Here is a 14,355-nt window from a genome sequence, read left to right as displayed (position 1 = left end):
CGTCAAGCGCGCGCCCCGGCGGCGGCTTCGACGAACGCGACCGCATCCAGAATGGCTTCGCTCGTCGCAGGGGCATTCAGTGGTGGATTGACCCGGTGCCCGCCCACGCTCGAGATGGCGTCGCGCAGTGCAAAGAACACCGAGAACGGCAACAGCAGCGGCGGCTCGCCCACGGCCTTGGAGCGGTGGATGCTGTCTTCGACGTTGGCGTTGTCGAACAACGCGATGCGGAAATCCTCCGGGCAGTCCGAGACCGCCGGAATTTTATAGGTCGACGGCGCATGCGTCATCAGCTTGCCGGCAGGGTTCCACCACAGTTCCTCGGTGGTCAGCCATCCCATGCCCTGGATGAACGCGCCTTCGACCTGGCCGATGTCGATCGCCGGATTGAGCGAGCGGCCAGCATCGTACAGCGCGTCGACACGCAGTAGCTTCCATTCGCCGGTGAGCGTGTCGACCACCACTTCGGACACCGCCGCGCCGTACGCGAAGTACGAGAACGGTCGGCCCGTCATCGTCTTCGGGTCCCAGTGCAGGCCGGGTGTGGCATAGAAGCCATCGGACCACAACTGCACGCGCGCCAGGTAAGCTTTGGCGACGAGTTCCTCGAACGGCAGCGCCAGGCCGGCGACGAACACGGTGCCGGCGGCGAAGCGCACCTCGCTGGCCGCGCCCCCGTACTGCTGCGCCGCGAATTGCGCCAGGCGCGCGCGGATCTTGCCGGCCGCATCCTGCGCGGCCTTGCCGTTCAGGTCTGCGCCGGTCGAGGCGGCGGTGGCCGACGTGTTCGAGACCTTGCTGGTGTTGGTCGCCGTGGCGCGCACGCGTCCCAGCTCCACGCCCAGCTCGTGCGCCACGACCTGCATCACCTTCGTGTTGATGCCCTGCCCCATCTCGGTACCGCCGTGGTTGACGAGGATGGAGCCGTCCACATAGACGTGCACCAGCGCGCCGGCCTGGTTCAGGTGCGTGACGTTGAAGGCGATGCCGAACTTGAGCGGCGTCAGCGCCAGGCCCTTCTTGAGCACGGGGCTGGTGCGGTTGTAGTCGTCCACGGCCACCCGGCGCGCGCGGTAATCGCTGCCCGCTTCCAGCTCGGCCACCAGTTCGGGAATGACGTTGTCGACGATGGTCTGGCCGTACGGCGTCACGTTGCGATCCTGCGTGCCGTAGAAATTCAGGCGCCGGATATCGAGCGCATCGCGCCCAAGGTTGCGCGCGATCTCATCCAGCACGTATTCGATGGCAATGGCGCCCTGCGGACCGCCGAAGCCCCGAAACGCGGTGTTCGATTGCGTGTTGGTCTTGCCGCAGGCGGCGCGGATGTCGACATCGGACAGGTAATAGGCATTGTCGAAGTGGCAGACAGCGCGCGTGGCGACGGGACCCGACAGATCGGCCGAGTACCCGGCGCGCGTGACCATGTCGACCCGCGCGGCTAGGATGCGGCCCGCGTCGTCGTAGCCGACTTCGTAGTCGTAATGGAAGCAGTGGCGCTTGCCGGTGACGAGCATGTCGTCGTCGCGGTCGGCGCGCAGCTTGACGGGGCGGCCCGTACGCACGGCAGCGATGGCGGCCGCGGCGGCCCACAGTGCCGACTGCGATTCCTTGCCGCCAAAGCCCCCGCCCATGCGGCGGCACTCGACCGTCACGTGGTGCGAGTGCAGGCCGAGCGCATGGGCGATCACGTGCTGCATCTCGCTCGGGTGCTGGGTCGACGAGTACACGTGCATGCCGCGGTCTTCGCCGGGAATCGCATAGGCGATCTGGCCTTCGAGATAGAACTGCTCCTGCCCGCCAACGTACAGCTGACCCTTGACGGTGTGCGGCGCGCGCGCGAACGCTGCTTCGGCATCGCCGCGTGTCAGGCGCATGGGCGGGAGCACATACGATTGCGCAGCGCGCGCTGCCTGCGGCGTCAGGATCGCCGGCAGGTCTTCGTACGTCACCTGCGCCAGGCGCGCTGCACGGCGTGCGTTGTCGTGGCTGTCGGCAACGACGATGAAGATCGGCTGGCCCACGTACTGCACGAGGCCATCGGCCAGGATCGGGTCGTCGTGGATGATCGGACCGCAATCGTTCAGGCCCGGGATGTCGGCCACGGTCAGCACGGCGACCACGCCGGCGCTGGCACGGACCGGCGCCAGGTCGATGGCGGTGATGTGCGCATGCGCGCGGGCGGAGAGGCCCAGCGCCGCATGCAGCGTGCCGGCCAGCTCGGCGATATCGTCGGTGAAGGTCGCGCCCCCGCGCACGTGCAGTTCGCTCGACTCGTGCTTGCGCGCGCGGCCCACTTCGGCCCAGACGTCCAGGTTCTTGATGCCGCCGTCGTTCATGGTCGTCTCCTCAGGCGCTGGCAAAAGCATTGACTGCCTGCGCGGGCAGCGGGTCGTGCAGGCGCGTCTCGAGCCAGAAGCGGCGCAGCAGGTTCTGCGCGGTGCGCATCCGGTAGCTGCTGGAAGCCCTCGCGTCAGTGAGCGGCGCATAGTCGCGACCCAGCGCCGCCATTGCAGCGCTCAAGACGTCTTCGCTCCACGGCTGGCCCACCAGCGTGGCTTCGGCCTGCGCGGCGCGCTGTGGCGTTGCGGCCATGCCGCCAAACGCGATGCGGGCGTCGACGATCGTCTCACCGTCGAGCACGATGGCAAACGCCGCGCACACGGCCGAGATGTCCTGGTCGAAACGCTTGGCCAGTTTGTAGGTGCGAAAGCGCAGGCCCGGCCGCGATTGCGGCAGTGGCACACGCACGGCCTGGACGAATTCACCGGGCTGCAGATCCTTCTTCTGGTAGCCCAGGTAAAAGTCGTCCAGCGCCAGCACGCGCGTCCCGGCGCTGCTGGTCAGAACCACCTGGCTGCCCAGCGCAATCATCCACGGCATCGAGTCGCCGATCGGCGAGCCGTTGGCCACGTTGCCGCCCAGCGTGCCGGCGTGGCGGATCGGCAGCGACGCAAAGCGCTGCCAGAGTTCCGTCAATTCAGCTGGGTAGCGCGCAGCCAGTGCCTCGTAGGCGTCCTGTAGCGAGACGCCGGCGCCGATCTCCAGCATGCCGTCTTGTTCGCGCATTGTCTTGAGCTCGGCGACCTGGCCAAGATAGATCACGTCGCCCAGTTCGCGCAGGTGCTTGGTCACCCACAGCCCGACGTCGGTCGAACCGGCCAGCAGCACGGCGGCCGGATGGTCAGCGCGCAGCGCCGCCAGTTCGGCCACGGTGCGCGGCACATGGAAGTGCTGGCCATGCGCGGCGTAGGTGAAGCCGTGACTGCGCTGCAGCGCGCGCAGGCGCTCGGCCAGTGCAGCGCGGTCGAAGGCGACGGGCGGCAGTTCGACCATGCGGCGCGCGGCGTCGATGATCGGGCGGTAGCCGGTGCAGCGGCACAGGTTGCCGGACAACGCATCGTTGATCTGGCAGCGCGATGGCGTGCGCCCTTCCTGCTTCAGGTACATGCCAAACAGCGACATCGCGAATCCCGGCGTGCAAAAGCCGCATTGCGAGCCGTGGCATTCGACCAGCGCCTGCTGCACGGGATGGGGCGCGCCGTCGGGCTGCGCCAGGTCTTCGACCGTGAACAGCGCCTTGCCGTCGAGCGTCGGCGTGAACTGGATGCAGGCGTTCACCGCGCGCAGCGCCAGTTCGCCCTCTTCCAGCGAACCGATCACGACGGTGCAGGCGCCGCAGTCGCCTTCGGCGCAACCTTCCTTGGTGCCGGTGCAGCGCAAGTCCTCCCGCAGATGCTGCAGGATGGTTTGCGTGGGCTTCACGTCGCGCAGTTCGCGCACCTGGCCCTGGTAGAGGAATCGGATCGGTTCTGACATGCCTGTCTTTGGTGAGTGGATTACTGGACGCCAAAGGCGGAAGGCTACCATTCACGGTCCACCAACCCATAATCAATGGATGATATAGCTCATATCATGAAACATATAATGCAACGCCATCACATGGGGCAAGGATGCACCATTTTCCAATGATTGGCGATATCGATGCGCCGCGTGACCCAGACCTTGTCGTGCCGGCCCACGTAATCGAGAAAGCGTGCCAGCGCCGCCGTGCGGCCCGGGCGCCCCGCCAGGCGGCAATGCAGGCCGACCGACAGCATCTTGGGCTGATTCAGGCCATCCGGGTCGCCCTCGGCGTACAGCACGTCGAACGCGTCCTTCAGGTAATCGAAGAACTGCGTGCCCGAATTGAAGCCGCCGGCCGAGGCGAAGCGCATGTCGTTGGTGTCGAGCGTGTACGGCACCACCAGGTGCGGCGTGCGGCGCACCGCCCCATCCGGGCCAGCCGCGTCAACCTGCTGCCAGAACGGCAGGTCGTCGCCGTAATGGTCGGCGTCGTAGGCAAAGCCACCATGCTCGACCACGAGGCGGCGCGTGTTGGGCGAATCGCGCCCCGTGTACCAGCCCTGCGGCGCCGCCCCCGTCAGGTCGCGGAAAATCGCGACGGCTTCGTGCAGGTGTGCGCGCTCGGTCGCTTCGTCGACGTTCTGGTACGAGATCCAGCGCAGCCCGTGGCAGGCGATCTCATGGCCCAGTTCCTGGAACGCGGCCACCGCGTCGGGATGGCGCGCCAGGGCCTGCGCCACGCCGAACACGGTCAGCGGCAGCTTGCGGTCCTCGAACAGGCGCAACAGGCGCCACAGGCCGGCGCGCGAGCCGTATTCGTAGAGCGACTCCATGCTCATGTGGCGCGCGGGGAAGGCACTGGCGCCGACGATCTCGGACAGGAACGTTTCGGACGCCGCATCGCCATGCAGCACGTTGTTCTCGGCGCCTTCTTCGTAGTTGAGCACGAACTGCAGCGCAATGCGCGCCCTGCCCGGCCACTGCGGATGAGGCGGCGTGCGGCCGTAGCCGGCCAGGTCGCGCGGGTAGGAGGTCGGCATGCGCATTCCAGAGGGAGTTGGTCCACTCACATCGTGCCATGCCATGCGTGCAGCAGTCCAGTGTGAATGGCCGGTGCGTCGTTGTTTACGTCATTCGCAACGATTCAACCACCGGTCCCGGGCGCACCCGGCCGTCGATGAAGCGTTCCTTGAGCGCAGTGCGCCCGAGCCCCGCAACCGCCCCGACCTCGACGACCAGCGTCGAGCCAGGCGCTGCCTTCTGCAGGGCCGACAGGAAGCCACCGAGCAGGCGGCGCGTCAGCGCCTGGTGATCGTCCAGTACCGTCACACGGTCGGCGGCGCCCCACTCGAACTGCACGCCGACCACCCGCGCTTCGGTGGCCAGCAGATCCAGCAGGTCCTGCACGATGTCTGCAAGCGCCAAGGGCTCGGGCTGGGCCGGGCCAGTGCGCTCGAGCGCCAGCACACGCCAGGTACACGCCTGACGGGCAAACTGCGCGCTCATCGCCTTGGAGGTCTGCACCATGGTGGTGACGTCGGCGCCGGCGGCGATCCGGCGCGCCGCGACCTCCATGCGCAGGCGGGCGCTCGTCAGGCGTTGCAGCATGTCTTGCCGCAGGCGTTCCAGCGTGTGCGCCATCTGCTGGCCGCTCATGCCGTAGAGCCACTTGGCCAGCAAATCGCATTCCACCGCTTCGGTGGCGCAGAACAGGATGTCACGCACGCGATCGGCCGTGGCCAGCGTCCGCACCGACATGCTCAGCACGCCCATCGGCCCTTGCGGCCCGGTGATCGGTACACCCTGGCACGTGAAGGCATGAAAGCCCTCGATGAAATGTTCGGGGCCGACCAGCTCCACATAGCCGTTCTCGGCGATGGCGGTGCCAACGCCGTTGGCGCCGGCATGCGCCTCATCGAGCAGGGAGCCCGGCCGCGGGAAGTTTTCATCGGCCATGGTTTCAGCGTCGCCAGCCACGCACAGCAGCCGGCCGTCGGTGTCCGCCAGCATCGCCGCGTGCCGGCTCTCACCTGCCGCTCTGGACAAGGCCCCGAGAAACGGCGCTGTTGCCGTGATGAGCTCATGACGCTCTGCGAGCAGCTGCTGTGTGTCGTGCTCCCCCAGCAGATCGGCGCGGCCGAGGCGAGGATTGCACCCACTGGCGCGTGCGCGGTCCCACGCCCTGAGCACGTACGGCCGCAGCGTGTCCGGCGCCAGCTCCTGGTGCTGCACGTAGCGTTCCCACACGGCGCGCACCTGCTCGACATCGGGATGCCTGACGTTGGACAGAAAATGCATCAGGCCATTCCTGCACTCGGCGCGCGCCCGCCTGGCAGCAGGCTTCGCATCAGGCGGACCATCTGGTCGAACTCGAATGGCTTGGGCAACGCCTCATTAAAGCCGGCGGCGGCCGATTCAGCGGCCAGGCTCGCCATGGCCGACACCAGTACTGCAGGCGCCGTCAACCCGCATTCCCGCATCTGCCTGAGCGTCTGCGAGCCGTTCAACCAAGGCATGCGATAGTCGAGCATGACCAGATCCGGGCTCAACCCGTCACAGATGGCGGCCACGGCTTGCCGCGGGTCGTCGTGCGTTGACACCCGGAAGCCTTCAGTTTCGAGCAGCCATGCGACGCTCTCGAGCAAATCCAGCTCGTCGTCTACGATTAATACGTGCCATTTACCTGTCATTCCTCATGATACACCGGCTTGCCAGGCATCAACTCCAGCATTCATGCCGGCACGCGGTATTGCTGCGCTGTGCAGGCGGCCGGCGCGCCTTGGTGGAACTACAGGTTTCGTCACCGACTTCGTGCGCGTTATGATGAGCTATCACTAGAAAGGGAGGACACGCATGGGCAAACTCACCACCCACGTACTCGACACCGCGCACGGCTGCCCCGGCGCCGGCATCACCGTCGAACTGTACGCAATCGACGCGGCAGGCCGCACGCTGCTCAAGGCCGATGTGACGAACGACGATGGCCGCTGCACCATGCCACTACTCGAGGCAGCAACGATGCAGCCCGGCCAGTACGAGCTGGTGTTTCATGCCGGGGATTATTACGCGGCGCGCGGCGTGGCCTTGTCCACCCCGCGCTTTCTGGACCGCATCACGCTGGGCTTCGGCATCGCGGCCACGGACCAGAATTACCACGTGCCGCTGGTGATGACGCCCTGGTCGTACTCGACCTACCGGGGCAGTTAGCTTGGCGCCGCACCAGCTCGGCCCCGCCCGCATCGGCATCGGCCTGGCCCAGGGCGTGCTGCTGTACCTGCTCTACACGGCGCTGCAGGATACGCTTTGGCCCGCGACGGTTCCCCTGCTGTTCGCGCCACTGGTGATGCTCGGCGTGCTGCTGCCGGTGATCCTGATCACCGGCCTCGGGCATCTGCCGCGCCGGACGCTGGCAGGCTGGGGCGCCAGCGCGGCCAGCGCGATCGCGCTGCTGGCGGTGCATGACATCTGGCGCCGGCTGGGCGGCGTCGACGTGCTGCGCCCGACCCCATCCGGCCCCTTGACGGTGTGCCTGGCGACCGGCTGCTTCATCGCCCATGCGCTGGTGCTTGCCGGCGCGCGCGAGCGCCGGCGCATCGCAGCATATGCCACGTACTTTGACGTGGCCTGGACTTTCGGCCTGCAGCTCGCCTTCAGCGCCCTGTTCGTCGGCGCGACCTGGCTCGTGCTGCAACTGGGCGCATCACTGTTCGACCTGATCCGGCTCGACTTCCTGAGCCAGGCCATGCGCAAGGCCTGGTTCTCCATTCCCGTCACCGCGTTCGCCTTCGCCTGCGCACTGCACCTGACCGACGTCAAGCCGGCCATCGTGCGCGGCATCCGCAATCTGGTGCACGTGCTGCTGTCCTGGACCTTGCCGGTGCTCACGCTGCTGGTGGGCGGCTTCCTGGCCAGCCTGCCGTTTACCGGGCTCGAGCCGCTGTGGGCCACGCGCAGCGCCGCCGGGATGCTGCTGTCGGCGGCGGCCAGTTTCGTGGTGCTGATCAATGCGGCCTGGCAGGATGGCAGCGAGCGCCCGGCGCGCGTCATCGCCGTCTCGGCGCGCGTGGCGAGCCTGCTGCTGGTGCCGCTGACGCTGCTCGCCGCCTACGCCCTCGCGCTGCGCGTGCTCGATCATGGCTGGTCGCTTGACCGTGTGATCGCCGCCGCCTGCCTGCTGGTGGCGGCCTGCTATGCCGGCGGCTATGCGGCAGCGGCCCTGCGGCGCGGCTGGCTGCCCACGCTGGCCGGCGTGAACATCGCCGCTGCCTTCGCGGTGCTCGGCGTGCTGGCGCTGCTGCTCTCGCCGCCCGGCGATCCGGGCCGCATTGCCGTGGCAAGCCAACTGGCGCGCCTGGATGCCGGCCAGATCACGTTACGGCAACTGGACGTGGCCTATCTTTGGCAGCACGGCGCGCGCTACGGCCGCGCTGCACTGGCCCGCCTGCAGGGCAGCACGACCGGCCCGGATGCTGCCTGGCTGCGGACCGAACTGGCGCGCCTGCGCCAGCCTGCCCAGGACACCGGCGTCATGAACCCGGCCGAGCAACTGCGCGTATGGCCGACGGGCGCCACGTTGCCGGCCGGCTTCGCGCAGACCGACTGGCGCCGCACGCCCCAATGGGCGCGCCTGCCGCAATGCATGCGCAGTCAGAACGCGGTGTGCGACGCATTCGTGCTCGATCTGGGCGGCGACGCCCGGCCCGAGGTCGTGGTGGTCGACGCTGATGGCAATGGCGATGCAGATGGCGGCGCCGTCTTGCAGCAGGACGCACGCGGCGCGTGGGGACTGGCTGCCGGCCTGCCCGTCATGCTTGGCGATTGCACGCCGCTGTTCAACGCCATGCGTGCTGGCCGCTTGCGCGCTGCGCCGCCGGTGCTGGCGGATCTGGAGATCGATGGCCGCCGCATCCCCCTGCAAAACGATCCCGGTCATCTGGATTGCACTGCGCCATCCGTCAAGCCTGTCGATTAACTTGCAATAAAGGAATGTGTTCTGACCACCTTGTGTGTCAGTCAGGCCACATTCCAACCGGAAATATCTCCAATACTCTCGGGATGTCATAAAACTGTTGCTGTGAATATTGCCGTCTGGATAGAATAAATTCCAGTATGTACCGGCGCTCCTGCCTGCTGCCCTTGTCAGCGCCGTCGTTTCCAGCAGCTTACGTTACCGCACATCCATATTATGAAAAAAACAATGATCGCCAGTCTGCTGGCGCTGCCTCTGTGCGCGTCGGTCGCACAAGCACAGGAGAACGCCGTCAAAATCAGCGGTTTCGGCACCGCTGCCGCCACCTATGCGGATGACGACCGCGCCGAATTTGCCCGCCCGAATCAAGCCAGTGGCAGCGCGGGTGATTTCCGCACCGGCATCGACTCGAACCTCGGCCTGCAAGCCGACTACACCGTCAACGACTGGCTGTCGCTGACCGCCCAGGGTCTGGTGCGCAAGGATGCCGAAGAAGGCTATGGCGCTGAATTGAGCTGGGCCTTCGCCAAATTCCGCATCTCAGATGAACTGAGCGTGCGCGTGGGCCGCGTCGGTCTGCCGATCTTCATGATCTCGGACTACCGCAACGTCGGGTATGCCAACACCATGCTGCGCCCACCGTCGGAAGTGTATTCGCAAGTGCCGTTCAACAGCGTCGACGGCGCCGACATCACCTGGCGCCACGAGTTCGGCAACACCAGCCTGACCACGCAGTTCGCAGCCGGCAGCACCAAGGCGCCGGTGACGAGCTTCCACGTGCGCGGCAAGGACATCCTGGCGCTGAACCTGGTGGCCGAGAATGGCCCGTTCACGCTGCGCGTGGGCCACGCCCGCACCAAGGTCACGCTGGACGACCTGCCATCGCTCAATACGCTGGTCGGCTCGCTGCGCGCCGCTGGCGCCGGCTACCGCCTGCCCCAGCTGACCGCGCTGGCAAGCGAAGTGGAAGCCAAGGGCGACAAGGGCACGTTCAATTCGATCGGCCTGACCGCCGACTGGAACAACTTCGTGCTGCAAAGCGAATTTGCCAAGCGCAAGACCGAGACCTACATCAACGACACGACGTCGTGGTACGTGATGGGCGGCTACCGCATCGGCAAGTTCCTGCCGTACTACACGCGCTCGGAACTGAAGATCGACAGCACCATCAACAACACCGTGCCGACCGCCTGCCCGGCCGGCTTCCCGGCCGCCTGCACCCCGACCCTGCAGGCGCTGCGCGCCGGCGTGAGCCGCATTGCCGTCTCGGGCGTTGGCCAGGGCGAGCAAACCACCGACACGATCGGCGTGCGCTGGGACTTCTACAAGTCGGCCGCACTGAAGGTGCAGATCGACCGCATCAAGCCAACCGGCAACGGCCTGTTCATCAATGTCAAGCCGGGCTTCTCCGGTCCTGTGACCGTCGGCGCCGTCGCGCTCGACTTCGTGTTCTAAGGAGCGCCCATGAAAAAATTCCTCATCGCCGCCTGCCTGAGCACCGCTTTCACTGCACTGCCGGCCCTCGCCGAAGTCGTCGTCGTCGTCAATCCGAAGGCCGCCGAGAGCGCGCTGACCAAAGACCAGGTCGCCCAGTTCTTTTTGGGTAAATCGACGTCGATGACGCCGATCGACCAGCCCGACAGCGCCCCGGTGCGCGCCGAGTTCTACAAGAAGGTCGCGGACAAGGACGCGGCCCAGGCCAAGGCCCTGTGGTCCAAGCTGGTGTTTACCGGCAAGGCCACGATGCCGAAGGAAGTCGCCGACCACGCCGCCGTCAAGGCCGCCGTCGCCGCCAACCCGAAGGCCATCGGCTACATCGACAAGAGCGCCGTCGATGCCAGCGTCAAGGTCGTCCTCACCCCATAAGCAAGTACTAACCACGCCCGCCACCGGCTCTGCGCCGCGTGGCGGGCGTTGTATCTGGAGACAAGCATGAGCATCAAGCGCAGGATCTGGGCATTGCCCATCATTTCCGCCATCATCTTCGGCCTGGGGGCCGGCATCAGCGCGACCATCGCAAACGGCGCCCTGAAGTCGATCACCACCACCGAGTCGGTGGACTATCCGCTGATGGACGCGGTCAAGGTCCTGTCGCTCGACATCGGGGCCGTCACCGTCATGCTGACCGATGCCGTCACCGAGAATGACAAGGCGCTCGTCGACCAGGCCAATAACCAGGCCGCCAAGGTGCGCACCGCACTGGGCGAGCTCGCCAAGATCCCCGGCCAGCAAGCCACGAGCGCACGTTTGAACACCGAATTCAACGCGTACTACACGCCGGCACTGTCGTCGGCCCGCATCATGCTCGAACTGGAGCAAGGCGACCCGCAAGCCACCGTCGGCGCCATGCAGAAAGCGCTGGCTGCGCTCAATGCCGACCTGGCCAAGACGGCCGACCTGGCCCAGCGCCAGTTCGCCGCCGGCATCGAGGCCAGCCAGAACAGCGTGCGCCAGACCGTGATCGCGATGGTGCTGTCGGCCCTGATCGTGATCGCGGTGCTGGTGGCGATTTCGTGGTTCATGGTTCGCACGATCTGGCAGCAGCTGGGCGGCGAGCCGGCCTACGCGCGCACGATCGCGCAGGCGGTGGCCGCCGGCGACCTGTCGATGGAGATCCACACCGACGCGGGCGACAACAGCAGCCTGCTGGCCGCGCTGAAAGAGATGCGCACGCGCCTGTCGACGCTGGTGGGCGACATCAAGGCGTCGGCCGACGCCATCGCCAGTGCCAGCAGCGAGATCGCCAGCGGCAATGCCGACCTGGCCAGCCGCACCGAATCGCAGGCATCCAATGTCGATCGCACCACGCGCGCGATGGCAGAGCTGACGGGCGAAGTGCGCCAGAACGCCGCCAACGCCAGCGAAGCCAGTGCGCTGGTGGTCACGGCCAACGAGATCGCCTCACGCGGCGGCGACGTCGTCGGCGGCGTGGTGACGACAATGGGCGACATCAGCGCCTCGTCGAAAAAGATCGTCGACATCATCGCCACCATTGACGGCATCGCGTTCCAGACCAATATCCTGGCCCTGAACGCGGCCGTCGAAGCAGCCCGCGCAGGCGAGCAGGGCCGCGGCTTTGCCGTGGTGGCCAGCGAAGTGCGCACGCTGGCGCATCGCTCGGCATCAGCTGCCAAGGAGATCAAGGAATTGATCGGCGACTCGGTCGCCAAGGTCGGCGCCGGTAGCGCGCTGGTGGACCAGGCCGGCGTGACGATGGCGCAGATCGTCGAGGCCGTGGGTAAAGTGCAAACCATCATGCTCGAAATCCGCGACGCCGGTACACGCCAGAACGCGGGCATCGAAGACATTGGCCTGGCCATCGGCAGCATCGACGCGATGACCCAGCAAAATGCGGCGCTGGTCGAGGAAGCGGCAGCTGCGGCCGAATCGCTGACAGGTCAGACCGGCCACCTGACCGATGCGCTGGCCGTGTTCAAGCTCGCGCATGCGCCTGGCGTGACGGGCTCGGCCGCCGCCAAGCGCCTGGCGCTCGCACACTAGAACGCATGCAGTATTGACGGGCTGAAGTGTTGCGAAAACCCAGCTTTGCAAGGCGACCACAACCGTAATGGCTTTACCAAGAGTGTTTCATCGCCGCCAAGGCGGCTCACTCTGTAGCGCGGCCAATGCGCGCAGCGCCATGTGGACGATCCGGCATCCATGCCAGATTGTCCACATGCCCGTCTTGCTGCACGTCACACCAAATCCTTTACAAAATTAGTGCCCATAGGCATCATCCCTTGATCCGCCGGTGACTCTGGCGTCCTGGTCACTTTCCTGAGGTACCCACACCCGGCTCATATGGCAGCAGTCCTCCCTCATCCGACCACCGGCACACCGTTGTCGGGCCTTGCGCGCGCGCTCGTCCAGGCCAACCGCCTGAGCGCCGTGCAGGCGGACATGCTGCACAAGAAGGCCGCGCAGGAAAAGATCGCGTTCATCGATGCGCTATTGGCCAGTGGCGTGATCGAGGCGCGTACGCTGGCCGCCTTTTGCGCCGAGACGTTCGGCTATCCGCTGCTCGACCTGTCGGCCTTTTCGGTGGGCGTGCTGCCCGCCAGCGCCATCGACGCCAAGCTGATGCAGGCCCAGCGCGTGATCGCGCTGGCCAAGCGCGGCAACAAGCTGTCGGTCGCGCTGTCCGACCCCACCAACAGCCAAGCGCTGGACCAGATCAAGTTTCAGAGCGAGGCCACGGTCGAACCGGTGATCGTGCCGCACGACGCCCTGCTGGCGCTGCTGGCAGCCATCGCCAAGGGCGCCGAGCAGGACCTGAGCGACCTGGCCGGCGAAGAAGCGGCGATCGAGTTCGCCGACGACGACAAGGAAGCCGCGCCGCCCGAGGCGGCCAATGATGTCGAGGACGCGCCGATCGTGCGCTTCCTGAACAAGATCCTGATCGACGCGGTGACGATGGGCGCATCGGACATCCACTTCGAGCCCTTCGAAAAGTTTTACCGCATTCGCCTGCGCGTGGACGGCGTGCTGCGCGACCACGCCTCGCCGCCACTGGCGATCCGCGAAAAGCTGGTCTCGCGCATCAAGGTGCTGGCGCGCCTGGACATCGCCGAAAAGCGCGTGCCGCAGGACGGCCGCATGCGCCTGATCATGTCGGCCACGCGCACGATCGATTTTCGTGTCAGTACGCTGCCCACGCTGTTCGGTGAAAAGACCGTCATGCGTATCCTGGACGCGACCCAGGCCCAGATGGGCATCGACGCGCTCGGCTACGATCCCGACCAGAAGGCGCTGCTGCTCGACGCCATCGCCCGCCCCTACGGCATGGTGCTCGTGACCGGTCCGACCGGCTCCGGCAAGACCGTTTCGTTGTACAGCTGCCTGAACCTGCTCAACAAGCCGGGCATCAATATCTCGACCGCAGAAGACCCGGCCGAGATCAACCTGCCCGGCGTGAACCAGGTCAACGTCAACGAAAAAGCCGGCCTGACTTTCCCCGTTGCTTTGAAGTCCTTCCTGCGCCAGGATCCCGACATCATCATGGTCGGCGAGATCCGCGACCTGGAAACAGCCGACATTGCGATCAAGGCTGCGCAGACGGGCCACATGGTGTTTTCGACGCTGCACACGAACGATGCGCCGTCGACACTGACGCGCCTGATGAACATGGGCGTGGCGCCGTTCAACATCGCCTCGTCCGTCATCCTGATCACGGCCCAGCGCCTCGCGCGCCGCCTGTGCACCTGCAAGCAACCGCTGGCGACGAGCCACGAAGCGCTGCTTGCCGCCGGCTACCGTGAGACCGACATCGACGACTCGTGGCAGCCTTACGGCCCGGTCGGCTGCGACCGCTGCCTGGGCTCGGGCTACAAGGGCCGGGTCGGCATCTACCAGATCATGCCGATCTCGCCCGCGATCGAAGCACTGATCCTGGCCAACGGCAACGCGATGGAAATCGCGGCCCAGGCCGAGAAGGAAGGCGTGAACTCGCTGCGCCGCTCGGGCCTGATGAAAGTCAAGCAAGGCCTGACCAGCGTCGAAGAAGTCCTCGGCTGCACCAACGAATAAGACCCTGAACAGGAACC

The 14,355-nt window shown here is 66.3% G+C and carries 11 protein-coding genes; 6 read left to right on the top strand and 5 right to left on the bottom strand.

Annotated features, from left to right (window positions below; genetic code table 11):
* Window positions 1-2 precede the first annotated feature (2 nt).
* The 5 genes from xdhB to AC56LW_RS07280 all read right to left on the bottom strand — a co-directional run bounded on the left by xdhB (window position 3) and on the right by AC56LW_RS07280 (window position 6,533).
* Window positions 3-2,336, bottom strand: a complete 2,334-nt coding sequence (xdhB, locus tag AC56LW_RS07300) for a xanthine dehydrogenase molybdopterin binding subunit (protein ID WP_499633177.1) — start codon at window positions 2,334-2,336, stop codon at window positions 3-5.
* 10 nt (window positions 2,337-2,346) lie between these two features.
* Window positions 2,347-3,816, bottom strand: a complete 1,470-nt coding sequence (gene xdhA, locus AC56LW_RS07295; protein ID WP_499633175.1) for a xanthine dehydrogenase small subunit — start codon at window positions 3,814-3,816, stop codon at window positions 2,347-2,349.
* A 119-nt stretch (window positions 3,817-3,935) separates the two neighbouring features.
* Window positions 3,936-4,883 (bottom strand): allantoinase PuuE, encoded by a 948-nt coding sequence (puuE, locus tag AC56LW_RS07290; protein WP_499633173.1) that lies wholly within the window; start codon window positions 4,881-4,883, stop codon window positions 3,936-3,938.
* An 85-nt stretch (window positions 4,884-4,968) separates the two neighbouring features.
* Window positions 4,969-6,141 carry a hypothetical protein gene (locus tag AC56LW_RS07285; protein WP_499633171.1) on the bottom strand — a complete coding sequence of 391 codons (1,173 nt, stop codon included), beginning with the start codon at window positions 6,139-6,141 and terminating at the stop codon, window positions 4,969-4,971.
* Window positions 6,141-6,533, bottom strand: a complete 393-nt coding sequence (locus tag AC56LW_RS07280; protein ID WP_499633169.1) for a response regulator — start codon at window positions 6,531-6,533, stop codon at window positions 6,141-6,143. Before AC56LW_RS07280 ends, AC56LW_RS07285 begins: the two co-directional genes overlap by 1 nt.
* Before the next feature lie 163 nt (window positions 6,534-6,696).
* On the opposite strand from AC56LW_RS07280, the gene uraH reads away from it, so the two are divergent.
* From uraH to pilB, 6 genes are all read left to right on the top strand, one after another.
* The gene (uraH, locus tag AC56LW_RS07275) at window positions 6,697-7,050 is read left to right on the top strand and encodes a hydroxyisourate hydrolase (protein WP_332533612.1); all 354 of its coding nucleotides are present in this window, start codon (window positions 6,697-6,699) and stop codon (window positions 7,048-7,050) included.
* Between the two features lies 1 nt (window position 7,051).
* The gene (locus AC56LW_RS07270; protein ID WP_499633167.1) at window positions 7,052-8,815 is read left to right on the top strand and encodes a DUF4153 domain-containing protein; all 1,764 of its coding nucleotides are present in this window, start codon (window positions 7,052-7,054) and stop codon (window positions 8,813-8,815) included.
* Window positions 8,816-9,040: 225 nt separating this feature from the next.
* Window positions 9,041-10,267, top strand: a complete 1,227-nt coding sequence (locus AC56LW_RS07265) for a porin (RefSeq protein WP_332533614.1) — start codon at window positions 9,041-9,043, stop codon at window positions 10,265-10,267.
* 9 nt (window positions 10,268-10,276) lie between these two features.
* Window positions 10,277-10,678, top strand: coding sequence for a hypothetical protein (locus AC56LW_RS07260; RefSeq protein ID WP_332533615.1), 402 nt, complete (start codon window positions 10,277-10,279; stop codon window positions 10,676-10,678).
* Window positions 10,679-10,744: 66 nt separating this feature from the next.
* On the top strand, window positions 10,745-12,313 hold the full coding sequence (locus AC56LW_RS07255) for a methyl-accepting chemotaxis protein (RefSeq protein ID WP_499633164.1): 1,569 nt from the start codon (window positions 10,745-10,747) through the stop codon (window positions 12,311-12,313).
* 300 nt (window positions 12,314-12,613) lie between these two features.
* Entirely contained in the window at window positions 12,614-14,338 is a 1,725-nt protein-coding gene (gene pilB / locus AC56LW_RS07250) for a type IV-A pilus assembly ATPase PilB (RefSeq protein WP_499633162.1), read from the top strand.
* The last annotated feature ends 17 nt before the right edge of the window (window positions 14,339-14,355 follow it).

Source organism: Telluria sp. LT2P80 (assembly GCF_059685955.1).
This window is presented reverse-complemented; position numbering and strand designations above follow the sequence as displayed.

Bases quoted from the DNA above. Each gene is read 5' to 3' on its own strand.
- xdhB (WP_499633177.1), bottom strand. From the start codon at position 2,336: ATGAACGACGGCGGCATCAAGAACCTGGACGTCTGGGCCGAAGTGGGC.
- xdhA (WP_499633175.1), bottom strand. From the start codon at position 3,816: ATGTCAGAACCGATCCGATTCCTCTACCAGGGCCAGGTGCGCGAACTG.
- puuE (WP_499633173.1), bottom strand. From the start codon at position 4,883: ATGCCGACCTCCTACCCGCGCGACCTGGCCGGCTACGGCCGCACGCCG.
- AC56LW_RS07285 (WP_499633171.1), bottom strand. From the start codon at position 6,141: ATGCATTTTCTGTCCAACGTCAGGCATCCCGATGTCGAGCAGGTGCGC.
- AC56LW_RS07280 (WP_499633169.1), bottom strand. From the start codon at position 6,533: ATGACAGGTAAATGGCACGTATTAATCGTAGACGACGAGCTGGATTTG.
- uraH (WP_332533612.1), top strand. From the start codon at position 6,697: ATGGGCAAACTCACCACCCACGTACTCGACACCGCGCACGGCTGCCCC.
- AC56LW_RS07265 (WP_332533614.1), top strand. From the start codon at position 9,041: ATGATCGCCAGTCTGCTGGCGCTGCCTCTGTGCGCGTCGGTCGCACAA.
- AC56LW_RS07260 (WP_332533615.1), top strand. From the start codon at position 10,277: ATGAAAAAATTCCTCATCGCCGCCTGCCTGAGCACCGCTTTCACTGCA.
- AC56LW_RS07255 (WP_499633164.1), top strand. From the start codon at position 10,745: ATGAGCATCAAGCGCAGGATCTGGGCATTGCCCATCATTTCCGCCATC.
- pilB (WP_499633162.1), top strand. From the start codon at position 12,614: ATGGCAGCAGTCCTCCCTCATCCGACCACCGGCACACCGTTGTCGGGC.